Source organism: Magnetovibrio blakemorei, from assembly GCF_001746755.1.
Lineage (GTDB): Bacteria > Pseudomonadota > Alphaproteobacteria > Rhodospirillales > Magnetovibrionaceae > Magnetovibrio > Magnetovibrio blakemorei.
The window spans coordinates 23,090-45,851 of record NZ_MCGG01000046.1; the positions used below are offsets into that span (position 1 = coordinate 23,090).

20 protein-coding genes and 2 tRNA genes are annotated in these 22,762 nt (G+C 56.4%); 6 read left to right on the forward strand and 16 right to left on the reverse strand.

The window, feature by feature from the left end; genetic code table 11:
- Positions 1-39 precede the first annotated feature (39 nt).
- Positions 40-116 (reverse strand) — tRNA-Met (locus BEN30_RS12315).
- A 234-nt stretch (positions 117-350) separates the two neighbouring features.
- On the opposite strand from BEN30_RS12315, the gene BEN30_RS12320 reads away from it, so the two are divergent.
- Entirely contained in the window at positions 351-2,201 is a 1,851-nt protein-coding gene (locus BEN30_RS12320; RefSeq protein WP_069958649.1) for a PhoX family protein, read from the forward strand.
- Between the two features lie 132 nt (positions 2,202-2,333).
- A complete protein-coding gene (locus tag BEN30_RS12325) occupies positions 2,334-2,825 on the forward strand; it encodes a diheme cytochrome c (protein WP_084005494.1) in 492 nt (163 codons plus the stop codon).
- A 17-nt stretch (positions 2,826-2,842) separates the two neighbouring features.
- Here the strand turns inward: BEN30_RS12325 and BEN30_RS12330 are convergent, their stop codons facing one another.
- The 6 genes from BEN30_RS12330 to BEN30_RS12355 are packed head-to-tail and all read right to left on the reverse strand — an operon-like array spanning position 2,843 to position 9,520.
- Positions 2,843-3,850 (reverse strand): MDR family oxidoreductase, encoded by a 1,008-nt coding sequence (locus BEN30_RS12330; protein ID WP_069958631.1) that lies wholly within the window; start codon positions 3,848-3,850, stop codon positions 2,843-2,845.
- Between the two features lie 28 nt (positions 3,851-3,878).
- Positions 3,879-4,934 (reverse strand): dihydroorotase, encoded by a 1,056-nt coding sequence (gene pyrC / locus BEN30_RS12335; RefSeq protein WP_211563397.1) that lies wholly within the window; start codon positions 4,932-4,934, stop codon positions 3,879-3,881.
- A gap of 35 nt (positions 4,935-4,969) precedes the next feature.
- Positions 4,970-6,745, reverse strand: coding sequence for an asparagine synthase (glutamine-hydrolyzing) (gene asnB / locus BEN30_RS12340; protein WP_069958632.1), 1,776 nt, complete (start codon positions 6,743-6,745; stop codon positions 4,970-4,972).
- Positions 6,745-7,782, reverse strand: a complete 1,038-nt coding sequence (locus BEN30_RS12345; protein ID WP_069958633.1) for a glycosyltransferase — start codon at positions 7,780-7,782, stop codon at positions 6,745-6,747. The genes asnB and BEN30_RS12345 overlap by 1 nt, the downstream gene beginning before the upstream one ends.
- A complete protein-coding gene (locus BEN30_RS12350; RefSeq protein WP_245649050.1) occupies positions 7,779-8,555 on the reverse strand; it encodes a glycosyltransferase family 2 protein in 777 nt (258 codons plus the stop codon). The genes BEN30_RS12345 and BEN30_RS12350 overlap by 4 nt, the downstream gene beginning before the upstream one ends.
- Positions 8,552-9,520, reverse strand: coding sequence for a glycosyltransferase family 9 protein (locus BEN30_RS12355; protein ID WP_069958634.1), 969 nt, complete (start codon positions 9,518-9,520; stop codon positions 8,552-8,554). The genes BEN30_RS12350 and BEN30_RS12355 overlap by 4 nt, the downstream gene beginning before the upstream one ends.
- A gap of 147 nt (positions 9,521-9,667) precedes the next feature.
- On the opposite strand from BEN30_RS12355, the gene ygfZ reads away from it, so the two are divergent.
- Together ygfZ and BEN30_RS12365 are read left to right on the forward strand one after the other, a co-directional pair.
- Positions 9,668-10,573 (forward strand): CAF17-like 4Fe-4S cluster assembly/insertion protein YgfZ, encoded by a 906-nt coding sequence (gene ygfZ, locus BEN30_RS12360; RefSeq protein WP_084005500.1) that lies wholly within the window; start codon positions 9,668-9,670, stop codon positions 10,571-10,573.
- Positions 10,574-10,576: 3 nt separating this feature from the next.
- Positions 10,577-11,224: a class I SAM-dependent methyltransferase gene (locus BEN30_RS12365; RefSeq protein WP_069958635.1), complete on the forward strand. Its 648-nt coding sequence runs from the start codon at positions 10,577-10,579 to the stop codon at positions 11,222-11,224.
- Here the strand turns inward: BEN30_RS12365 and BEN30_RS12370 are convergent.
- The 7 genes from BEN30_RS12370 to BEN30_RS12400 form a co-directional block, all read right to left on the reverse strand.
- Positions 11,221-11,712, reverse strand: coding sequence for an arsenate reductase ArsC (locus tag BEN30_RS12370; protein WP_069958636.1), 492 nt, complete (start codon positions 11,710-11,712; stop codon positions 11,221-11,223). The two genes, BEN30_RS12365 and BEN30_RS12370, sit on opposite strands and share 4 nt — an antisense overlap.
- 38 nt (positions 11,713-11,750) lie before the next feature.
- Complete coding sequence (gene ppdK, locus BEN30_RS12375; RefSeq protein ID WP_069958637.1) at positions 11,751-14,438, reverse strand: pyruvate, phosphate dikinase; 2,688 nt, start codon at positions 14,436-14,438, stop codon at positions 11,751-11,753.
- A 13-nt stretch (positions 14,439-14,451) separates the two neighbouring features.
- Positions 14,452-16,599 carry a glycine--tRNA ligase subunit beta gene (gene glyS, locus BEN30_RS12380; protein ID WP_069958638.1) on the reverse strand — a complete coding sequence of 716 codons (2,148 nt, stop codon included), beginning with the start codon at positions 16,597-16,599 and terminating at the stop codon, positions 14,452-14,454.
- Positions 16,599-17,489 (reverse strand): glycine--tRNA ligase subunit alpha, encoded by an 891-nt coding sequence (locus BEN30_RS12385; protein WP_069958639.1) that lies wholly within the window; start codon positions 17,487-17,489, stop codon positions 16,599-16,601. Before BEN30_RS12385 ends, glyS begins: the two co-directional genes overlap by 1 nt.
- Before the next feature lie 161 nt (positions 17,490-17,650).
- Positions 17,651-17,935, reverse strand: a complete 285-nt coding sequence (locus BEN30_RS12390; protein WP_069958640.1) for a hypothetical protein — start codon at positions 17,933-17,935, stop codon at positions 17,651-17,653.
- A 31-nt stretch (positions 17,936-17,966) separates the two neighbouring features.
- Positions 17,967-18,731: a tRNA1(Val) (adenine(37)-N6)-methyltransferase gene (locus tag BEN30_RS12395; protein WP_069958641.1), complete on the reverse strand. Its 765-nt coding sequence runs from the start codon at positions 18,729-18,731 to the stop codon at positions 17,967-17,969.
- A complete protein-coding gene (locus BEN30_RS12400) occupies positions 18,728-18,952 on the reverse strand; it encodes a putative signal transducing protein (protein WP_069958642.1) in 225 nt (74 codons plus the stop codon). Before BEN30_RS12400 ends, BEN30_RS12395 begins: the two co-directional genes overlap by 4 nt.
- A 141-nt stretch (positions 18,953-19,093) precedes the next feature.
- Between BEN30_RS12400 and BEN30_RS12405 the strand changes: the two genes are divergently transcribed.
- Both BEN30_RS12405 and BEN30_RS12410 read left to right on the forward strand, forming a co-directional pair.
- Positions 19,094-20,110 (forward strand): polyprenyl synthetase family protein, encoded by a 1,017-nt coding sequence (locus tag BEN30_RS12405; RefSeq protein ID WP_069958643.1) that lies wholly within the window; start codon positions 19,094-19,096, stop codon positions 20,108-20,110.
- 83 nt (positions 20,111-20,193) lie between these two features.
- Positions 20,194-20,270 (forward strand) — tRNA-Pro (locus BEN30_RS12410).
- Between the two features lie 48 nt (positions 20,271-20,318).
- Here BEN30_RS12410 and BEN30_RS17980 read toward each other — a convergent pair.
- A complete protein-coding gene (locus BEN30_RS17980; protein ID WP_170827052.1) occupies positions 20,319-22,199 on the reverse strand; it encodes a cyclic nucleotide-binding domain-containing protein in 1,881 nt (626 codons plus the stop codon).
- A gap of 128 nt (positions 22,200-22,327) precedes the next feature.
- The gene (locus BEN30_RS12420) at positions 22,328-22,648 is read right to left on the reverse strand and encodes a hypothetical protein (protein ID WP_069958644.1); all 321 of its coding nucleotides are present in this window, start codon (positions 22,646-22,648) and stop codon (positions 22,328-22,330) included.
- Positions 22,649-22,762 lie beyond the last annotated feature (114 nt).

A 22,762-nucleotide genomic window follows, 5' to 3' on the forward strand; every position in this document is an offset into this window, starting at 1 on the left:
AAAAAACCCTGCAACCGTATAGGTCACAGGGCTTTTTATTGGTAGCTGGAGGCAGACTTGAACTGCCGACCTCGGCATTATGAGTGCCGCGCTCTAACCAGCTGAGCTACCCAGCCATGGGGTGCGCCGTAATTAAGGCATCAAAGACGCATCGTCAAGGGGGTTTGGGCATTTCGACGGGTTTGCTTTGCCGCTGCAAAGGGGCGGATATGAGCTTGTTTTACGTCAATTCCCGCCAAGCGTTACAAAAACGTCACTTCTGCGTAAAAAAAGAGATTTATGGACTTGCTATCACTACCCCCTTCAAACGGCGGCAAGAGGCCGCTTTTCATTTTTTTAGGGAACCCAAAATGCGCACGAAGTCCTTCAAACGCATCGCATTGACCTCTTCCGTCTTGGTCGGCACCATCTTGGCCGGCATGTATCCGTCACATGCCCAAGCCGGCGTCAAATCGGTTGAATTCATGGGTATGAGTGCACCTGAAACCCAAGCTGAGCTGGAATCCACCTATTCCAAAGCCAAAGCCAAGGTGACCTACACCGATGGCAAGGTTGAGACGGTGGACATGAACTACGTCACGCTGTTCGATAACACCGACAAAGTCGGCGCCAACACAGCTCCGGCAGGCACCTTGTATGACGCCAAAGGCAAGCCTCTGATGGACCCCAATGGCGCGCCGGTCATTGCCGAAACCCCCGATGCCAATTCCCTTTTGCAGTTAGACAACGGTGAAACCTATCTGGTCACCCATTGGGAATATGACTGGTTGTTGCAAAACGGTGAAATCGCCGAAGACGTCAAAGGCTGGCATGCACGCATGCCCATGAGCATGTCGCTGACCAAAATCAAACAAGACCCCACCACCGGGCGCATGAGCGCCGTCAATCAAAGCAACATCGACTTTTCCAAAGTCGGTGGGCTGTGGATTCCGTGCGCCGGGTCGCAAACGCCGTGGAACACCCACTTGGGTGCCGAAGAAGATTACGACCTGTTCTTGCGCAAAAAAGTAGACGGTGGCGTCAAGGCGCTGAGCACGCTTTATTTCAACAACGAAAAAATCGCCAATCCGTACCAGTACGGCCATCAGGTTGAAGTCAAAGTCAATCCGGGCGGCACCACTCAAGTCACCAAGCACTACGCCATGGGCCGTGCTTCTTGGGAAAAGGCCCGCATTCTTGACGATGGGCGCACCGTCTATTTTGGAGATGACGGGCGCAATGTGGGTTTGTTTATGTTTATCGCCGATCGCGAAAATGATTTGTCTGCAGGCACCATCTACGCCGCCAAATGGACCCAAATCAGCACCGAAAACGCCGGAAAAGGCGCCCTCAGCTGGATCAAACTGGGCCACGGCACCAACGCCGACGTTGAAACCATGATCAACACGGAAAAGTTCTCCAGCTCTGAGAGCACCATTTTTGAATATTCCAAAGAACCGAAGGACGGCTTCAAAACCATCCGTGCGGGTCTCAAAAAGGGTGAAGAGTACGTCAAGCTGAACGCGGGCAAGGAAGACGCCGCGGCGTTCTTGGAAACGCGACGTTACGCCGCTTACAAAGGGGCCACGACCGAATTTAACAAGATGGAAGGCGTCGCCTATGACGCCCAAGGCGGCAAAGTCTTCATCGCCATGTCCTACATGAAAGTCGGCATGATGGAAGACCCAAAAGGCCCCGTTGATGACATTCGTCTGCCAAAACTGGACGCCGGCGCAACGTTTGAACTGAACCTGGCCGCAGGTGTCAAAGACACCGATGGCAACCCCATCGCATCCAATCTGGTGGCTGTCGATATGGCAGGCGTTCCCGAATTGATCGGCAAAGACTTGGCGGAAATGGACAAGTGGGGCAACAAGGCCGATCCGGACCGCGTCGCCAACCCGGACAACCTGTTCTTCTCATCCAAGATGCGCACATTGTTCATTGGTGAAGACAGTGGTCTACATGCCAACAACTACGTCTGGGCGTTCAACGTCGACACTCGCAAACTGTCACGCATCCTGTCCGTGCCCATGGGGGCGGAATCCACCGGTTTGCAAGTGGTCGATAACATGAATGGTCACGCCTACATCATGAGCAACCACCAGCACCGCGGCGAACGCATCGATGTCGCAGACACAAAGCTGAAGGCTGCGCTTGAAAAATCTCTCGACAAGCAACAAGCATCGGTAGGCTACATCGAAGGCCTACCGGGTATGTAAATGCCACTCTTTCGACCGTAATGGGGGAGGCTTCGGCCTCCCCCTTTTTTGTGTTCAGGGTGTGTTCAGAGTGAATTCGTAAAATTGGCAAACACACTGACATTCCATTTCACCGAAAAAATGAGACCCGCTATGAAAAAAACCGTGATGGTGCTTGGCGCCGCTCTGATCTTGAACTTCGGCCTACCGCTTTCGATGGCGCACGCCGATGGCTATGAACGTGAAGGTAGGGAACGTGAAGGTGGGGAACGCGAAGGCGGTGGACGGGCTTCTATGGTCGTCACCGATGCCCTCGTCAAAAAGGAATGCAGCGATTGTCACATGGCCTATCCGCCCGCCTTATTGCCCAGCAACACATGGCGCACCATCATGGAAAATTTACCCAACCACTTTGGTGAAGACGCCAGCCTCAACGACGCGACCCGCACACGCATCGAAACGTACTTGGTGCAGAACAGCCCTCGGGGAGGAGCGGCAAACCCCTTGCGCATCAGCGAACAACGCTGGTTTAAGGGCGAACACCGGGGCGACATCAACCGCTGGTCACGCGGCAACGCCAACTCTTGGGCCAAATGCGAAGCCTGTCACCAAGGTGCAGAACGGGGCTGGTTCGACGACGATTAAGTTCAGGTCGAGCGAACCTAGGCGTTCACGTCGATCACCGCACGGCCGCGAACCTGGCCCTTCAAGATCTCGCCACCCAGCTTCAAAACATCTTTCAAAGGATGGATTTCGATCATCGGGTCAAGCTTATCCAAGGGCAATTGCTTGGTCAGGCGGTTCCACGCCACAACGCGGCGATCAGTTGGGCAATTGACACTGTCGATGCCCAACAAGTTCACCCCACGCAGCAAAAACGGCAGCACCGAGGCTTCAAACGTGAAGCCCGCAACGTTACCCACGGCAGCACAGCTGGCGTTTGAATTCAGCGCCGCCAACAGGTTACCCAAAATCTTGCCGCCAACGTTATCAATCGCCCCTGACCAACGCGCCTTGGACAACGGGCCACGGGGCGCTTGTTCCAGTTCTTCGCGCGACACCAAGGTCGTCGCGCCCAATTCGGTCAGATACGCATGGGTGCTTTCGCGCCCGGTGCCCGCCGCCACGCGGTAGCCTAAGTTCGCCAGCAAGGCCACACACACGCTGCCGACGCCACCGGCGGCACCGGTGATCAAAACCTCGCCTTCGCGGTCCGGGGTGAGGCCGTGCTCCTCCAGCGCCATCAGCGACATCATAGCGGTCAATCCCGCCGTGCCGATGGACATGGTCTGAACCATGCTCAAACCTTTTGGCACCGCCACCAACCATTCGGATTTTACCCGCGCGCGGGTGGCAAAACCGCCCCACCACACTTCGCCAACCCGCCACCCGGTGCAAATCACTTCGTCACCCGGTTTAAACGCCCCCGATGTGCATTCCTCGACCACACCGACGAAATCAACCCCCGGCACGTGCGGATAATCGCGCACCAACTTGCCCAGGCCGTTCATGATCATGCCGTCTTTGTAATTGAGCGACGAATATTTGACAGAGATGGTGGTGTCGGCATCTGGCAGATTGGCGTTGTCCAGCGTTTGAAACGAACCACTGACCTTTCCATCTGCATCTTGATCAAGAACAAGGGCCTGAAACTGAGTTTGAGTAGTCATTGGGAGGTCTCCAAAGAAAAAACAGTAGCTATTCAGATAAGCGCCAGTTGATGGTTTCGCCAGCCATAAATGGCTGCAACGCCCCGCCACCGGGCAGCACAACCTGATCGCCCACGACCCAAGGCGTGCGGGTCAAGGTGATGGTGCTGTCGTTCACGGGCAGTCCATAAAACGCCGGACCGTTGAGACTGGCGAACGCTTCCAAGCGATCTAGGGCGTGTTCTTCATCAAACACCTGGGCGTAGAGTTCCATGGCTGTCGGCGCGGAAAAAATGCCCGCACAGCCGCACGCGGCTTCTTTGGCCGATACGGCGTGAGGCGCGGTGTCGGTGCCCAAAAAGAACTGCCCTTCCCCCGACGTCGCGGCTTCGCGCAACGCCAGGCGGTGCTGTTCGCGCTTGGCAATCGGCAGGCAGTACAAATGCGGGCGAATGCCGCCGCGAAAAATATCCGTGCGGTTGATCATCAAGTGATGCACCGTGATGGTGGCACCAACGCGGGGACCTTGGGCGCGGACAAAATCCACCGCCGCCGATGTGGTGATGTGTTCAAACACCACCTTCAAACCCTGAAAGCGGTTCAAGGTGGGTTCCATCACCCGTTTGATGAACACATGTTCGCGATCAAAGATGTCGATGTCTGGGTCCGTGACTTCGCCGTGGACCAGCAAAGGCATGCCCAGCTCTTCCATGCACGCCAGCACGGCGTCGAGTTTACGGATGTCGGTCACACCGCTGTCGGAATTGGTGGTGGCCCCTGCCGGGTACAGCTTCGCGGCACAAAAAGCCCCGCTTTTGAAACCCGCGGAAATCTCTTTTGGATCGATGTTATCGGTCAGATACACCGTCATCAGAGGTTCGAATTCCAGGCCCGCAGGCACCGCCTCGACAATGCGGTCCCGATAGGCCAAAGCCTGCTGAACGGTGGTCACCGGCGGCACCAAATTGGGCATCACGATGGCGCGGCCAAATTGACGTGCGGTGAAGGGCAAGACGGTCTGCATCACTTGGCCATCGCGCAAATGCACGTGCCAGTCATCGGGACGCTTGAGGGTCAGGGTCTGAATGCTTGTTTGCGTGCTCACGCGTGTTTGCTCCCGCTACCTTCGAACACTGTTGCCTAGGCGCTTAAAACGTCAAAAACATCGCCGTCTGGGGCAACACCTTGAATGTGGATTTTATGCCATAGCGCATAGAACAGCAACGTCCAGGCCGCTTTTCCGGCGCGTCCGACAGGCATGGCAAAAATGTTATGGATGGCGTCCGGCGCGCAGATGGCTTGAATACACTCTTGCGCCCCCACCATATGACCGATGCGTTGACCTCTAAACGCGATCCACTCCCCCACAGGCACCGTGAAGCCACGTTTTTTGGCATAGGGGTGCGCAGCGGGCATGGCCCTCGCCAGCCAATGGCGCAGCACTGCCTTGCCCAGCTTGTGACGGATCTTCAGTTTGTCGGGCAGGGCAAATGCAAAAGCAGCCATCTCTGGATCTAAGAACGGAACCCGCCCTTCCACACCGTGCGCCATCAGCATGCGGTCCATCTTGGTCAAAAGATCACCCGGCAACCATGTGGCAATGTCTTGCGCTTGCGCCACTTGCAATGCAGTCCGCCCAGACGTGCGTGCGGCGATGCCCGCTTGAGCGATCCCGGCACGCCATGTACGCGCCCGATCATTGTCCAACAGCACGCCAAAATCATCCATGATACCTTTGCGGTACATGGCTTTGGGAAACAGCCACCGGCGGGCGGCACGGTAGCGTCCATAACCACCGAACAGCTCATCGCCGCCCTCGCCCGTCAACACCACCTTGATGCCCTCATTTCGGGCCGTTTGCGCCAGCTTCCACGTCGGCAACAGGGCGTAATCCGCCGCCGGGTCGTCCATATGAAAAGCGATCTTGGGCAACTCCGCCCAAAAATCCGCTTCCCCAAATTCCACTTCAATGTGACGAGCGCTGACGCCACGGGCCAACGCCCGCGCGTGTTCGCGCTCGTCGGGAACATCCGTTCCACTAAATCCGGCCGTGAACGCAGTGACGGGTTCGGCATTCAAGCGGCTCATCATCGCCAACAAAACGGATGAATCAATACCGCCCGACAAAAACATGCCGTAAGGCACGTCTGAGCGTTGATGCATGCCGACCGTATCGTTGAGCACATCGTCCAAGCGCGATAGCGCCCCCTCCAACGACAGGGACACCGGACCACCTGTCGGTAAAGCGGCACGCTGGTGGCGAGAGACGATGACGCCTTTTTCGATGACCAGCGTTTCGCCCGGAGCAACGCGGTGAATGCCTTCAATGGCGGTGTCTACACCGGTGGAAAATTGCAGCTGCAACAGTTCATCGCGGATATGCCTGTTGAGCTTCGGCGCACACAGGTCTTTCGAAACCAAAGCCCGGAGTTCCGAGGCAAACGCAAAGCCATGTTCGGTTTGAGCGTAATACAACGGTTTGATGCCAAACGGGTCGCGGCTGAGAATCAATCGTTCAAGTTCCCCATCCCAAATCGCGATGGCGTACATGCCGCGCAACTTGTGAACAAAATCCACGCCGTGTTTGAGATAAAGGTAAAGCGGCGGTTCACTATCGGACAAACTGGTGAACGCCGTATCCGTCATGGCTTGGCGCAGTTCGAGATTGTTATAAATCTCGCCGTTCGCCATCAAAGCCACTTCAGCGCCATTTTCGCGCCGCGCCACGAACGGCTGGTGGCCGCCTTCGATGTCGATGATCGCCAGACGGGTGTGGACGAATGTGCACGCCCCATTGCTGTAGGACCCTTGACCGTCGGGCCCCCGGTGCGCCAGCACATCGGCAAAACGCTCGACCATGCGGGCATCGAATTTCGGTGCATTAGGCAGACTGACGAACCCGGCGATGCCACACATCAGTCTGCGATCTCCTGAAAGAAATCAAGATAGCGCTGGACCACCATTTGCTCGGTGAATTTACGCTCATAATGCTGACGTCCAGCCTGAGCCAGATCGCCCGCAAGAACGTCGTCTTTCAACACCCGATTGATGGCTTTTGCCAACGCGGGCGCATCGTCTACGGGGGTCAGCAGACCATCAACACCGTCTTTGATCAACGCCGCCGGGCCGACACTGTCGGTGGCGACCACCGGGCGGTCTTGCGCCCAGGCTTCAATCACAACGTTGCCCAGCGGTTCATGACGCGATGGGCAGACGAACAAATCGCACGCCGCCATCAGTTCCGGCACATCGTCGCGCCAGCCCAACATGCGGATGCGCGGACGCACCCCCAATTCTTGGGCCAGGGATTCAAGGGCTTCACGTTCCGGACCTTCGCCCGCAATGACCAAATAGGCATCGGGGACATGCGCCAGAGCACGGATTAAGGTGTCGAACGCCTTGTTGGCGTGCAAACGGCCCAGAGTCAAAATCATCTTGGAGCGTTCGGGGATATGCAATTTGTTGCGCGGCGCGGGCGGGCGGTGGTCGGCAGCGACAAAATTGGGGAGGTAATGGATGCGCTCTTGCGGCCAGTTTTCCTTGCCCAAATAATCGCAAATGTCTTCGGTATTGCCCACCAAATGATCGCATTTTTTATAGTATTTGAGGTTGTAATACCCGCCCAACCTGGCCGCCAGAACGTAGTTCAAATCGCTGGGGCGACGGCTGGGCATCTTCGACGTCGCGCGGTTCATCCACGTCAGCACCACTTGGGGGCGAAAGGTGCGCAATTCGCGCTTGATCATCATCGGGGTTTTCAAATCGAGCAGACCGCCGAAACTCAGCTCAACCGGTTCAAGACCAGCGTCGCGCAAGACCTGGGCGCGCTGTTCGTTTTTGCGAATGATCACGCGCTGATCCAGACCGGCTTTGTGCAGACCGATGACCAAGCGGACAAAAAAAGCCTCGGCCCCGCCAAACTCAGCCCCGGCCATGACTTGAAGCACCCTCATTTTTCGTCCTCTAGCTTGGCTTTTATGTACGACAACAGCGGAAACAAGCCTGCCATCAAGGCGATGAGAAAGCCGTACAGTCCTTCCCGATAGCCCTTACGCCCGATGTAGCACTTAAAAAAGCGCGAAAAAAGGCGACGTACATTGTTGGCCAACGAGCCAATCTTCCCCGAAGCCCGCAAATCGTTGGCGCGGGCCGTGGAATAACGATCCAAACGCAAAATCATATCGGAAATATTGCGATCCACATAATGAATCATGCGGTTTTCCAGCCACATGCGTTCCCCTTTAAGCTCGACACCGGGGTGAATGCGCTGCGCCCCCCACACCTTCGCCCCTTGGGCATAGAGCCGCACCGTGGCGCTCACCCCCCAAGACGCGCCCCAACCGTAACGCACCAGATGGGTGCCGACATAGTTGTCATAGGGAATCAAAAAGTGACCAAACGGGGCGGTTTTGATTTTATCGCGAATTTCTGCGGCAAGCTCAGGTGACACCCGTTCATCAGCATCGACCTCTAAAACCCAATTCCCCGTGCACACGTCGATGCCCGCATGACGGCGCGGGCCTTCAATCTCCCAACTGCCTTCGATCAGTTTGTCGGTATAGCGCGCCGCAATGGCCTTGGAGCCATCCGTGCATTTGTCCAAAACAACGACGATTTCGTCGGCGAACGTCAACGTCGCCAAGCAGGCATCCAGCTGGTCCTCTTCATTGTGGGCAACGACCAAGGCGGTGAGGGTCGGTTGGGTCGGCGTTGTATCGATGTTCACGTCAGGTGGCTCCACAGACTGCGGGCGGCTTGTTCGACACGATCAACGCTCAAATCCCCCATCAGCGACGGTGTATTGCGATAATCGTAATCAACCGGGAATACATCTTCATAGCGTTTATCGCCACGCACTGCATGTGCTTTATCGCTTCCTGCATGCGCCCAGGGTCCATAGTGTTCTTCGCGCGATGGCCCAAACAGGCCCAAAGTGGGAATATCCGCAGCCGCCGCCATATGCATCAAGCCGGAATCGTTACCCACATAAAAGGCCGCGCGCCTCAAGCACGCCGCCACCGTGGCCAACGGAATTTCGCCCACCAAATTAAGCGTGCGCTCCGGCGGCAAGGCGTCCAAAACAGGTTGGGCCATGTGCAGTTCAGAGCTATGCGCCATAACTGCGATACGCCCGCCAGGCAAGATGCCGTCCGGCGCAGTTAAGCGCAGCGCCAAGTCGACAAACCGAGACGCCTGCCAGGTTTTTCCGATCCAGTTGGCGGTGGGGCCCATCGCCAACACCGGTGCGCCGTCTGGAATCAACTGAACCGCGGCTTGGTCATTTTCCGGCAAGGTCCACAACGTCGGCGCGGGGGGATTCGTGGATAAACCAACCAACGAGCCCATGGCCGTCACCCGGTGGACGAAGCGTTTGTTGGCTTTGCCCAGATGAATTTGACGTTTTGCCAGCAAAGCATAGCTCAACGGCGCATTGCGCAGGTCCACAACGACATCCCAACAGGTGCCGATGCACGCCCTCCACATGTCCCACCAATGCAGGCTGTGCTTGCGTTTGGGAAGCTCGATCACCCGCTCCAGGCCCGGCACGCCGACAAACAAGCCCGCCGGAACCGGACCACACACCACCGTCACCTTTGCCCCCGGATATTGGCCCAACAGATGCGCCAGCAATCCGGTCGACAGCACCGCGTCGCCCAATCGATTGGAGGTGATGAACAAAATGCGGCTCAAAGCGATTCCTTATGTGAGGTCTAGCCCTTAGACTAACTTGCGTCTTTATAAGGACCTAGGAGCAAATTGCCTAGAGCCCTTGCCATCGGGCGCGAAATACCCCACCTTTTGCAAAACCCCGAAAAAAACAAAATGGACCCAGTTAAAATGAGCGATTCAGCTGTCTTTGTTGCCCTGCCGAACCGCGGCTTGCTTAAAATAGCCGGCCCCGACGCCCACACCTATTTGCAAGGTTTGGTGTCGCAAGATGTGAAGCGCGTCACGGCAGACAGGGCCCTTTATTCGGCTTTTTTGACGCCCCAGGGCAAATACCTCTACGACTTTTTTGTGTTTGAGATGGACGGCGCGCTGATGCTGGACTGCGAAGCCGATCGCCGCTCGGACTTTTTCAAGCGCCTCAGCATGTACAAACTGCGCTCCGACGTGACCCTCAGCGATGTGAGTGATGACTATCAGGTCTACGGTGTCCTTGCCCCCATGGGCTTTTCGGAACGCGGCGCCGCCAAAGCCCTCGGCACGGGCACAGGCGTCGTTTATGCCGACCCCCGGCTGTTGGACATGGGCTGTCGCGCCGTCTTGGCCCAAGGCGACACAACGCCGCTGGAAAGCGCCAGCCTCAGTGCTGGCACGTTTGACGACTATGAGCATCAACGCATCACATTGGGCTTGGCAGACGGCAGCCGCGACATGGGCGTGGACAAGGCCTTGTTGCTGGAATTCGGCTTTGAAGAATTGGACGGCGTCAGTTTTTCCAAGGGCTGTTTCATGGGCCAAGAACTGACCGCGCGCACCCGCTATCGCGGCTTGGTCAAAAAACGTCTATTACCGGTTAAAATAGACGGCCCCGCTCCGGCACCGGGAACCGTGTTCGAAATCGATGGCCGCGAAGCGGGCGAAATGAAAACCAGTGTGGGCGATGTGGGTCTTGCCCTCATTCGCATTGATAAATTGGGCGATAAATTGGGCGAAGACGTCAGCTATACATGCGCAGACGCAACGCTTCATCCAAACGTTCCCAGTTGGGTCGTGTTTCAAAAACAGGAAGACAAATAGCTTATGCCTCTCGCCCCACCTGAAGATATCGGCGAACTGCTGAATTTAATATCGATGGCCTACACGTACCGCGTCAATCAATGCGGCCCGGTGGCCAATGGCGTGTTTTGGAAAGACAAGGACGGCCAAGAGCTGCGCTATGAGCTGCTTTTACAAGCCATCGAAGAACAAGACTTAAACGGTCCCATCACCGTCAACGATTTGGGCTGCGGCTATGGAGCCCTTTTCGATCTGATGGCCGACCAGCCGATGATGCAAGGCGGGCACTATTACGGTTATGACATTTCCCCCAAAATGATCAGTGAGGCACAGGCGCACCACGCAGATCCCCGGGCCACCTTCATTGAAAGCCCTGTCGCCACAATGACCGCCGATTATTCTTTTGTGTCCGGTACATACAATATGAATTTTGGCGCCCGCAGAGACATTTGGAATGACTACGTGCAAACCAGTCTGAAACGCCTGTGGGACAAGACCACCAAGGTCATGGCCTTCAACATGTTGGATGCGTCTTCAGAGCAACGGATGCTGGATTTGTTTTACGCGGACAAAAAAATGTATCTGGAATTCGCCCTGACCTTGTCCCCGGAAGTCGAGATCGTTGACGACTATCCGTTAGACGATTTCACCATTTATGTGAAACGCATCTAAGGCGCAACGCGTTCCAATAACGAGATCAAAGCCTCGCCGCGCACGTTGTTGGTGGGCAGCCCCGCCAACTTCAGCATTTGCTGTTCCATATCGCCATAGCAGCGGCGAAAGGCCCCGATACGCTGGTCGTCATCGCCGTCAAACAATTCGGGGTCCTTAAACCCCCAATGCACATGTACGGGGTTAGAATACCAAATCGGCTGAGGTATGGACTTCAGAGTATCACTTAACGTGATCACCACGTCCAAGCGCGGCGCATCGGGCACCACAAACGCGGACCAACTTTTGGAATATTGTTCCGACGTGTCGTAGCCCACTTGATGAAGCGTTTCTTTGACGTAGGCGTTGATTTGCCCTTTGGGTTTATTACCCGCACTAAACGCCCGAAAACGACCTTGTCCAACCTTGTTCAGCAAGGCTTCGGCGATGATGCTGAGACATGTATTGTGCGGACACAAAAAAAGCACGTTCAAGGGTTCATCTGTCATTCAGGTCTGCGTGTCCTCAAAAGCCAATGATGCACGGTTTAAGCGTTGGTTTTAACGTCCCCCCCCAGCGCAGCCTGAGCGGCGGCAAGGCGTGCAATGGGGACACGGTACGGTGAACACGACACATAGTCGAGGCCTGTGTCGTGACAAAAATGAATTGAGGCCGGATCGCCACCGTGTTCGCCACAAATACCGACTTTCAAACCGGGGCGCTCTGCACGTCCCCGCTCGGTACCGATTTTGACCAGTTCACCAACACCCGCTTGGTCGATGGTGACAAACGGGTCGAATTGCATGACGCCTTTTTCACGGTAAATCTGCAAGAATCGGCCCGCATCATCGCGCGACAGGCCGTAGGTGGTCTGGGTGAGATCATTGGTACCAAAGCTAAAGAATTCGGCGTCCTTGGCGATTTCCCCGGCTTGCAGGGCAGCACGCGGAAGCTCGATCATGGTGCCCACATGGTAGCTCAGTTCTACGCCCTGCTCAGCCAGAACCGCGTCCGCCGTTTTGACAACCAGAGCCTTCAGGCGAGTGAGTTCTTCCCGGTCCGCCACCAAAGGAATCATCACTTCGGGGTAAATGGTGTGCCCGGATTTCACCAGATCCGCAGCCGCTTCGAAAATGGCGCGGGTCTGCATTTCGTAAATTTCCGGATAGGTGATCGCCAAACGACAACCACGATGACCCAGCATGGGATTGAACTCGTGCAAGTCTTTGGACCGTCGGATGATGTCTTCAGCAGACACCCCCAAGGCCTTCGCCACGTTTTCAATATCGGCGGGTTGATCGGGCAAAAACTCATGCAGCGGCGGATCGAGCAAACGGATGGTGACCGGAAGGCCTTCCATAATGCTCAGCAGTTGTGAAAAGTCTTGGCGTTGATAGGGCAGCAATTTGTCCAACGCGACCCGACGGGCTTGTTCGTCGGAAGCCAAGATCATTTCACGCATGTGGATGATGCGTTCGGGGTCAAAAAACATATGTTCGGTGCGCGCCAAGCCGATGCCTTGAGCACCAAATCCGCGTGCCACCTTGGCGTCCGTGGGCGTTTCCGCATTGGCCCGCACCCCTAAACGACGGACTTGGTCGGCCCAGCCCATCAGCGTGCCGAAATCGCCGCTGAATTCCGGCTCGACGGTCGGCACGGTGCCTCGCATCAGTTGCCCGGCGGACCCGTCCACCGTAACCAGGTCGCCTTCTTTCAACACGACGCCCATGGCCGTCAGGGTTTTGTCTTTCACGTTGACGGTGATATCGCCCATCCCGGAAATACACGGTTTGCCCATGCCCCGCGCCACCACGGCGGCGTGCGACGTCATGCCGCCCCGAGTGGTGATGATGCCTTTGGACACATGCATGCCACTGATGTCTTCAGGTGAGGTTTCCACCCGCGCCAAGATAACCGCTTCGCCGCGTTCCGCCCATTCTTCGGCAGCTTTGGCGGTGAACACCAACTTGCCGAACGCGGCGCCCGGCGATGCCGGCAGGCCTTGGCCCAAAATGTCACGTGGGGCCTTGGGGTCCAAGGTCGGGTGCAGCAGCTGGTCCAAATGCGACGGCTCAATCCGGCGGATGGCTTCGTTGCTGTCAATTAGACCTTCGCTCACCATGTCCACGGCGATTTTCAAGGCCGCCTTGGTGGTGCGTTTGCCGCCTCGCGTTTGCAAAATCCACAACTTCCCTTTTTGGATGGTGAATTCCATATCTTGCATGTCGCTGTAGTGACGTTCCAAGGCATGACGCACGTCGTCCAGTTCTGCGTAGAGCTTGGGCATGAGCTCTTCCAGGCTGGGCAAATGCAGGCTTGAACGTTCCTTCTCCGAATTGGACAAAGGTTGCGGCGTGCGAATGCCGGCGACCACGTCTTCGCCTTGGGCGTTGACCAAGTATTCGCCGTAAAACATATTTTCCCCGGTTGACGGATTGCGCGTGAAGCACACCCCCGTCGCACTGTCGTCGCCCATGTTGCCGAACACCATGGCTTGCACGTTGACCGCTGTACCCCATTCGTCGGAGATATCGTGCAGCATGCGGTACGTCTGCGCCCGCTTGTTGGTCCAGCTGTGAAACACCGCGCCGATGGCCGCCCACAATTGCTGGCGAGGATCCTGGGGAAACGGATTGCCGGTCTGCTTTTCGATGGCGCCGATGTATTTGGGTAGCAAAGCCTTCCAATCATCAACCGTCAAATCCGTGTCTAAGGTCAGGGCATGATCAAGCTTGTAGTCTTCCAGCAAATCTTCGAAATGATAATGGTCGACGCCCAACACCACATCGCCGAACATCTGCACAAAACGACGATAGCTATCGTAGGCAAAGCGACCATCACCCGTTTCTGCGGCCAGAATTTCCACCGCTTCGTCGTTGAGGCCCAAATTCAACACCGTATCCATCATGCCCGGCATGGAAGCCCGGGCACCGGAGCGCACGGACAGCAACAAAACCTTGCCTTCATCCGCACCGCCGCCGAACGGCGCGCCCATGATGGTTTCCAGCTTGGCAATGGCCGCATTGACTTGATCGTTCAAACCGTCGGGATAATCGCCTTTGGACGCCACAAAGTGGGTGCAGACCTCTGTGGTGAGGGTGAAGCCCGGCGGCACCGAGAGGCCGATGGCGCTCATCTCATGCAGGTTGGCACCCTTGCCGCCCAAAAGGTTGCGCATGGTGGAGCGCCCTTCTGCGGCACCTCCCCCGAATGAATAGGTCCACTTTTGAGACATGGTACTGGCTCCGTTAACCTTCGATTTTAGAAAAATCCGCGATTTCGCCCATCACACTTTGTATTTGAGATAGGAGCTTCAACCGATTTTCACGAACAGTTTTATCATCTGCATTGACCAAAACAGCTTCAAAGAAGACATCCAAGGGCCCGCGCAATTGGGCCAAGGCCGACATAGCGTCAGAGAACTTTTCGTCTGCCACCAGGGCTTTGCTGGTTGCGCCTGCCGCCTTCAAGGCCTGAAACAAGGTGCGTTCGGCATCTTCGACAAAGGCGCTTTCGTTGGGCGTACCTTGATAGGACGCTCCGTCTTTCTTTTCTTCAATGCGCAAAATGTTGGTGGCGCGCTTGTGCGCAGCCAAAAGGTTTGCACCATCGTCCGTGGCGACAAACGCCGAAAGCGCATCGACCCGCGCCAACAAGCGCACCAAGTCGTCTTCGCCGCCTAACGAGAACACTGCATCAATCAAATCATGCCGCACGCCCTCACCCTTCAAATGGACTTTGAGACGGTCGGCGAAGAAGGCCAGAAGGTCGTATGGAAGAGCCGTATCTCCAACCGCACCAGCAAACACTTCCCCACCACGAATATCAGGATCATCGAGTAATTTTTTCTTTTCAATATACCGACGTCCGGTCTCATTAGAAACGTGCAGGCAATGCTGTTTGTAAAAGAGATCGGTTAACGGGATCCGCAATTTATTCTCAACGATCAGACGAATCACGCCCAAGGCGGCACGCCGCAGGGCAAACGGGTCTTTTGATCCGGTGGGCTTTTCATCGATGGTCCAAAAGCCCGCCAAGGTGTCGAGCTTGTCGGCCATCGCCACGGCCACCGAGACCGGGGCGGTTGGACACGCATCGCCTGGTCCAACCGGAGAATAATGTTCGGCGATGGCGTTGGCGACATCCAGGCTTTCGCCGTCGGCCAGGGCGTAATAACGCCCCATCACGCCTTGCAGTTCGGGGAATTCACCGACCATGCCCGTGACCAGATCGGCCTTGGCCAACCGCGCCGCCGAGCGCACGTGATCGCGATCGGCACCGGGAATGTAGGCGCAAAGGTCTGCGGACAAGGCTTGCACGCGATCGATTTTTTCATCGACCGTGCCCAGCTTGGCGTGAAACACGATGTCTTTGAGTGCAGGTGTGCGTGACGCCAGAGAGGTCTTGCGGTCTTGGTCCCAGAAGAACTTGGCGTCTGACAACCGTGCGCGCAGCACCCGCTCGTTGCCCGCTACGATGGCCTCACCGCCGTCGGTCGCCATTTGGTTGGCGACGACGATGAAGTTAGGGGCCAAAGTGCCGTCGGCGTTCAACACGGTGAAGTATTTTTGGTTGATGCGCATGGTGGTGGTGAGCACCTCGGGCGGCACTTCCATGAACTCGGCATCGATGGAACCCATCAGCACGACCGGCCATTCGATCAGCCCGGTGACTTCCTGCAGCAGGCCCTCATCGGGGCGCAGGGTGAGGCCCGCATTTTCCGCCAGTTTTTCCGCTTGAGAAACGATTTCGGCGCGCCGCTCGGATGGACACAGCATCACATGGGCGTCCATCAACTTGGCGCGGTAATCGGCAAAGTTCGTCACCGCGATGGGGCCGGGGTTTAAGAAGCGATGGCCGAAGGTGTGTTGGTTGGCGGTGCAGTGTTCAAACGTGACCGGAACAACGCTACCGCCAAACAACGCGAGGATATTGTGCAAGGGTCGCACCCAGCGTTTTGTGCCTGCGCCCCAGCGCATGGATTTGGGCCACGGCAGCGCGTTGATGGCCGCGTCCAAAAGCCCCGGCAGCACTTGGAGGGTCGGCTCGCCCTTCTTTTCGATCACCGCGAAGTAGAACATCTTGCCCTTGACGTCGCGCTGTTCGCAATCGTCCAAAGACATATCGCCCAAGGACTTCACGAAGCCTGCCAAGGCCTGTTCCGGCGCGCCCACTTGGGGGCCTTTGCGTTCGTCTTTGACGTCGGGTTGTTTTTCGGGCAAGCCGTCGATCACCAGCGCCAAGCGACGCGGGGTGACGAAGGCTTCGGACTTGGTCCAATCGAGCCCGGCTTTTTTCAAGCCGTCTTCGACCAGACGTTTTAAATCCGCCGCCGCCGTCGCTTGCATGCGCGCGGGAATTTCTTCGGAAAACAGTTCGAGGAGCAACTCGGCCATTATGCGCACTCCCCTTCGCCCAAAAGCCAGGCTTCGCAGCAGCCCTTCGACAGCGCCCGCACCCGCCCGATGTAGGCTTGGCGTTCGGTCACAGAAATGACGCCCCTGGCATCCAACAGGTTGAAGGTGTGCGACGCCTTGATGCATTGCTCATAAGCGGGCAGCGCCAAGGGCTTCTCCAAGCCCAACAGGCGCTGGCAATTCTTTTCCGCGTCAGAAAACTGGCTGAACAGAATGTCGGTGTCGGCGTGTTCAAAGTTATAAGCCGACTGCTCGACTTCATTGCGCTTGAACACATCACCGTAGCGCACCCCGGCACCGTTCCAATCCAAGTCGTAGACGTTTTCAACCCCTTGGATATACATGGCCAAGCGTTCCAGCCCGTAGGTCAGTTCCACCGCGACCGGATCGCATTCGATCCCACCGACTTGCTGAAAATAGGTGAACTGCGACACTTCCATGCCGTCGCACCACACTTCCCAGCCCAGCCCCCACGCGCCCAAAGTCGGGCTTTCCCAATCGTCTTCGACAAAACGGATGTCGTGTTTGGCGGAATCGATGCCTAAGGTTTTGAGGCTGTCTAAGTAAAGCTCTTGGCTGTTGGGCGGCGATGGTTTCAAGATCGCTTGAAATTGGTAGTAATGCTGCAAACGGTTGGGGTTTTCCCCATAACGGCCATCGGTGGGGCGGCGTGACGGCTGCACGTAGGCGGCCTTCCACGGTTTTGGCCCCAGGGCCCGCAAAGTGGTTGCGGGATGGAAGGTCCCCGCGCCGACTTCTTGGTCATGGGGCTGCAACAACACACAGCCGTGCCCTGCCCAAAAGGTTTGCAGCTTCAAAATGAGGTTTTGAAAGCAGGTATCGGAATTGGGTGCAGGCACACCGGACATTGGACATAAACCTTAGAAAACGATCTGAAATATTGGGGCGAAAACGATAATGTTGCAGCGCGGCGAAGATAGCGCCTTAAAACGGGCCGGGTCAAGGCGGGAACGCTCTGAATAGCTTGTTTAACCGCTGCTTTAACCGCGTTAAAATGAACTCAGACGACTCACCCCGTAAACGGGCAGTCGTCGCGCCCGCAAGACTGCGCCCCACGGGTCACGTAAGCCTTGCAAACGGTGCATTCGATCATGTCTTCAACGCCGTCTTGAGCCGGGGATGAAGCAGGGGGCGGTTTCGCAGCTGAAGAGGTCTTGCGTTGAGGGCGTGAAACGGACTCGCGCGCAGAAGCTTCACGGTTCGCTTGCAAACGCGTGAAGTGCTGAAAAGCTTTCCACACCGCATAAACGACGGCGACGGTGAAAATGAGTTTGATAAAGCTAAAACCGAACATACCCCTCTTGTAAGGGGGCGCTGACGGATGGTCAAACCCTTAAACGCAAGGCCCCGCCCCTCAACACCGCGTCCGCCCGTTCGGTGTAGGAACCGTCGGAGTTGTGCAAAACCATTCCGGCCGACAATTGCAGGGGTGTCTTCAGGCCTTTGCGCGCCCGTACGATGACCCGGTTGGCGACAACCCGGTGGGCGATGGCCTCGTCTTCATATTTGGGCCACAGCGGAAACACGGTGATTTCCCCCGCCCGCCCCGACAACCCGGTCAATAAATCCGCCAAACGATCCGCACGCTGTATGAAGGTGATGGAACCCTTGGTGCGGCAAAACTTGAGCGCCGCGTCGATCCAATCGCTCAACGTGGCATCCCCTTCCACATGGGCGATTTTTTTAGACGCATTGGGCGGCGGATGGCCCCGATCATCGCTAAGATAAGGCGGATTGGCGAACACATGGGCGTAACTGTCGGGTTGAAGCGCCGCCGGGGGGGTGAGCAAATCCCCCTCATATACCCGCAACCGATCCGCCATGGCGTTCGCTTCAACATTGGCCCGCGCCAATTGGGACAGGTGCGGCTGCACCTCCAGCCCGTCAATGTGCACGCCGGGACAACGGGTCCCTAAGCACAGCATCGCCGCGCCCACGCCACAGCCCAAATCCAAGGCCCGCTCCCCGTTTTTGACCTCGGCAGCAGCGGCCAAAAACACCGGGTCCACGGCGGCGCGGTAACCGTCTTTGGGCTGGGTTAGGAGGACTTGGCCGCTCAAAATGCGGTCGTTTGTGGTCTCAAAGCTCATTCGTTATGACCCTGGGCAATGTGGTCGGCTTCGGCGAGAATTTCCTGGGCTTCCGCCTGATGGCGTTCCGCCACCATGATGCGCCGTGGAATGGCGAGGACGGAACCGTCGAGGATGCTCATGTGCTCATCCAACACCAAAACCTCGATCCCCGCCCCGTCCAATTGGGCGCGAAGCCATGAAATCAGCACCGGATCGTTGGTCCGTATCAGCTCAATCATGTGTCTTTCTTCTCCTAAGCCGCCCTTAAAATCAGTCAGAACGCTTGACCAATGCCCACCTGGACGGTCATATATGCCCAACAATACTGTAAAATGGCAAATCCGCACAGCTGAACTGCAGATCGAACAGGGAGAAACGCTTTGGGCGTTGTTGTAAATCTAGACCAAGAGCGTGCCAAAAGCTCACCTTTGGATCGTTTGGCCAAATTGGTCGAAGACGACCTTAAAGCCGCCAATACGGCCATTGTGGAGCGCATGCACAGCCCGGTTTCGCTGATTCCGCAACTGGCGGGGCATATCATTGCCGCCGGGGGCAAACGCTTGCGCCCGATGCTGACGTTGGCGTCTGCGCGCATGTGCGGCTACACTGGTGACCGCCACATTTTGCTGTCGGCGTGTATCGAATTCATCCACACCGCCACCCTTTTGCACGATGACGTGGTCGACGAAAGCGATTTGCGCCGCGGCGAGGCTTCGGCCAATGCCCTGTGGGGCAACAAGGCCAGCGTTTTGGTGGGTGACTTTTTGTTCACGCGGTCCTTTGCGTTGATGGTCGAAGACGGCGATTTGGAAGTGCTGCGCATTTTGTCGCAAGGCTCCTCCATCCTGGCCGAAGGCGAAGTGCTGCAACTGGTCACCGCCAACGACACGGAAACCAGCGAAAGCGCGTATATGGAAGTGATCGAGGCCAAAACAGCCGAACTGTTTGCCGCTGCCTCGGAGCTTGGCCCCGTCATCGCCGGACGGCCGAAAAAAGAGCAAGACGCGTTTCGCGCTTACGGCCTCAACTTGGGAATTGCGTTTCAATTGATTGATGACGTTTTGGATTTTTCTGCCAAGCAAGAAAGCCTCGGCAAAGCCGTCGGCGACGATTTCCGCGAAGGCAAAATCACCCTGCCCATCGTGCTGGCGTTTGCGCGCGGCAGCGAAGAAGAGCGCACCTTTTGGCGGCGCACCATGGAAGAACTGGACCAAAACGACGGCGACATCAAACATGCCACCGATTTGCTGGTGAAGCACAACGCGCTCACCGACACGGTTGAGCGCGCCCGTCACTACGGCGCGATCGCCCGCGACGCGCTCGGCGTGTTTCCCGAAAGCGACATCAAAACCGCCCTTTTGGACGTTATCGACTTCTGTATCGAACGCGCGTATTAAATCACGCTCGGGATCCGCGTTGGTCCTTGCGTTGCAACGGCCGGAGCGTTATATAAGCGCCTCGAAACGAGCGAAACCATTGTCGGGGCGTGGCGCAGCCTGGTAGCGCACCTGCTTCGGGAGCAGGGGGTCGGAGGTTCGAATCCTCTCGCCCCGACCAATGAACCCCCTGGGAAACCAGGGGGTTTTTTACGACCGAAAGACGCGCTTATTCCGTATTTCGCGCCAGACCGCGTAATCTGCGCACGAGCGTTTTGATGAGGAAATGCAAAACCTGATCGCTGTCGGCCAGCTTGTCCATGCGCTCTTGAAGATTTTTGTCAGAAATCCGCACCAACTTGCACGCATCGACGGCGACGGCGGACGCCATGCGCGGCTGGTGGTCGATCAAGGACATCTCACCAATGATCTCGCCGCGCTGCAACGTTGCCAGGGGCACGGACTTACCGTTGTGATTTCGCGAAATTTGGATGGTGCCTTCGACAATCAAATAGGCCGCATCACCCAACGCACCTTCTTCAAACAAAACCTCTCCCGGCTTTAAGTTCAAATCACCTTCCGGAGGTTGGTTATTTGAGGGCTGGGGACGTTGTTCCGATGAGGGTTCGGATTCGGCCGCTGCGTCATTTGGCATCTTGGACAATTTGCTCAACGAGGCCGACAGGGATAACTTGAGATCATCACCCATCACGCTCATCCCCAATCGTTCGCGCAAGGCATCGATCCCGCGCAGACGTTCGTCTTCCTGCACGTCTTGGGGAAACAGATCGTAAATGGAGCGCAAAGCATCCAACAAAAGCAGCAATTGCTGACGGATAACGCCATCGTATTTTTGCCCCAGTTCCGACGAGGTTAAATCCACCAGCACGCCCAAGCGCACCGCCTGACTGGGCATCAGGTACAAGGCTTGGCGAATGGCGGTGTCGATGGGCAAATCCTCACCATTTTCCCCGAGCAAGGTTTTTGCCCGCATGATCATGGCTTCGGCCATGGCTGGACCGCCGCTCAGCCCGGTTGGCTCGACCAAATCACGCATCAAGCTGATGAACGCGGTGCGGTCCTCGTTGCGACCATCCTTCGACAAAGCTTGGGTGCTGCCCAAGCCCTTCGACACGCGCCGCAGCAACACCTCGCGCGTGGCGCTCAGGGCGTGATGATCAAACAAGGCATTCAGCCTGGCAATGTCCGGCGACATATAACTGGGCACCGTTAAAAACCGCCCGCTGATGATCTGAACATACGTCTTCCACGCTTTGACCGGCGTGAAAAAACCACCGAACAGCTCTTCTATCGCGGCTTTACCATCGAGTATTTCCGCGATCAGTTCGTCGGCTAAGTTGAGGGCTCGTTCACTTTTAGCGGCCTCGGCCAATTCAACGGCACGCCTGAATTTTTCGCGCCATCCGCCGCCTTCAATGTGATAGGCCAACATGCCGTATATGGTTCTGACGGCTTGTTTTTCATCAACCTCGGATTTGATCAGGGCCAGCGCCGCATCCAGATCATGACGCGCCAAATAATCTCCATAGGCGAGCAAATCATCGTCTTTGCGGGCGCGTTTCAGCACCTTGTCAAAGACGGTTTGCAATTTGTCCATTCGCTCCAGCTTGGTTTGGCCGGTAAGCTTGGCCTGCAGTTGTGCACCGTGTTGAAGGGCGGCCGGATAAAACGTGTCCATGCGGTCCAACGTGCGCAAATGCCCTGCATGGTACAACAGCTCCAATATGGTGATGTTATTTTTATCGAGATACGCCCGCAGGATCCGCCCCATGGTCAGGCGGGCAGGCAGCTCGTAATAGCTGTTCAGGGTGGCGCAAAATTTTGCTTCTGGTTCAAGGTTGATTTTGAGCGGATTTTCGCGACCCAAATCGGACTGTTCAAAAACCACGCGTTCTTTGGACCAGCCTTCGCGCAATTCCGTGACCCGCACGCCGCTATGTTTACCCGCAAGCAATAGCTTTTCGGCATAATCCATCGCTTCACTGCGACGCGATGAAGACATATCAATCAGCCAGCGTTTGCCGCTGTTGGTGAGAACTTCAAACGTGCTATTCGACCAATTTTGGCGGGCCACAGGCTCTCCCATCATTATCCATCCCCTTAGGAATCGCATGGATATGAATTCGTCTCAAGCTCCTTTTAACCTTAACGCATACAGACCCAAAAGGAATGCCGATTGAATGACCTAAGTGCCGGCAGGACGGCAAGGCCGCAAGCTCACCACTTGGTCGCCAACATCAGCACAAACATCGTAGACATCCCCCCCAGCGCAAAGATCAATACGCCGCCGAGAAGAATAAACATCACCGCACTGTCTTTAACTTTGGGCGCCCCCCAGGATTCAAGGATATTGCCGAGGTGGGCTTCATTACCGGACTGATCGATTTGCGAGTCCGCCAAATCTTTGCGCACGCCATCCAGCCGCTCGCGGATCAAAGCAACGGTTTCACTTTGTTCCCCATGTTGTTCAATCAGCGAGGTCAAGGCCTCTTGCAATTGATGCTCGCGGGTCACAAGTCCACGGTCCGGTGCAGCCATAAATATTTCCCCCAGCTTTTAAAAGCCAAAATAAAAAGAAGAAAACTGCATTTTCAAGGATGCTTATTATACGCAAAGGTACCGTTAAAATTCTTGCAAAGTAAATGTGTTATT

Bases quoted from the DNA above. Each gene is read 5' to 3' on its own strand.
- BEN30_RS12385 (WP_069958639.1), bottom strand. From the start codon at position 17,489: ATGTCCGGTGTGCCTGCACCCAATTCCGATACCTGCTTTCAAAACCTC.
- ygfZ (WP_084005500.1), top strand. From the start codon at position 9,668: ATGAGCGATTCAGCTGTCTTTGTTGCCCTGCCGAACCGCGGCTTGCTT.
- BEN30_RS12325 (WP_084005494.1), top strand. From the start codon at position 2,334: ATGAAAAAAACCGTGATGGTGCTTGGCGCCGCTCTGATCTTGAACTTC.
- glyS (WP_069958638.1), bottom strand. From the start codon at position 16,599: ATGGCCGAGTTGCTCCTCGAACTGTTTTCCGAAGAAATTCCCGCGCGC.
- asnB (WP_069958632.1), bottom strand. From the start codon at position 6,745: ATGTGTGGCATCGCCGGGTTCGTCAGTCTGCCTAATGCACCGAAATTC.
- BEN30_RS17980 (WP_170827052.1), bottom strand. From the start codon at position 22,199: ATGATGGGAGAGCCTGTGGCCCGCCAAAATTGGTCGAATAGCACGTTT.
- ppdK (WP_069958637.1), bottom strand. From the start codon at position 14,438: ATGTCTCAAAAGTGGACCTATTCATTCGGGGGAGGTGCCGCAGAAGGG.
- BEN30_RS12365 (WP_069958635.1), top strand. From the start codon at position 10,577: ATGCCTCTCGCCCCACCTGAAGATATCGGCGAACTGCTGAATTTAATA.
- BEN30_RS12370 (WP_069958636.1), bottom strand. From the start codon at position 11,712: ATGACAGATGAACCCTTGAACGTGCTTTTTTTGTGTCCGCACAATACA.
- BEN30_RS12400 (WP_069958642.1), bottom strand. From the start codon at position 18,952: ATGATTGAGCTGATACGGACCAACGATCCGGTGCTGATTTCATGGCTT.
- BEN30_RS12345 (WP_069958633.1), bottom strand. From the start codon at position 7,782: ATGAGGGTGCTTCAAGTCATGGCCGGGGCTGAGTTTGGCGGGGCCGAG.
- BEN30_RS12420 (WP_069958644.1), bottom strand. From the start codon at position 22,648: ATGGCTGCACCGGACCGTGGACTTGTGACCCGCGAGCATCAATTGCAA.
- BEN30_RS12395 (WP_069958641.1), bottom strand. From the start codon at position 18,731: ATGAGCTTTGAGACCACAAACGACCGCATTTTGAGCGGCCAAGTCCTC.
- BEN30_RS12390 (WP_069958640.1), bottom strand. From the start codon at position 17,935: ATGTTCGGTTTTAGCTTTATCAAACTCATTTTCACCGTCGCCGTCGTT.
- BEN30_RS12320 (WP_069958649.1), top strand. From the start codon at position 351: ATGCGCACGAAGTCCTTCAAACGCATCGCATTGACCTCTTCCGTCTTG.
- BEN30_RS12330 (WP_069958631.1), bottom strand. From the start codon at position 3,850: ATGACTACTCAAACTCAGTTTCAGGCCCTTGTTCTTGATCAAGATGCA.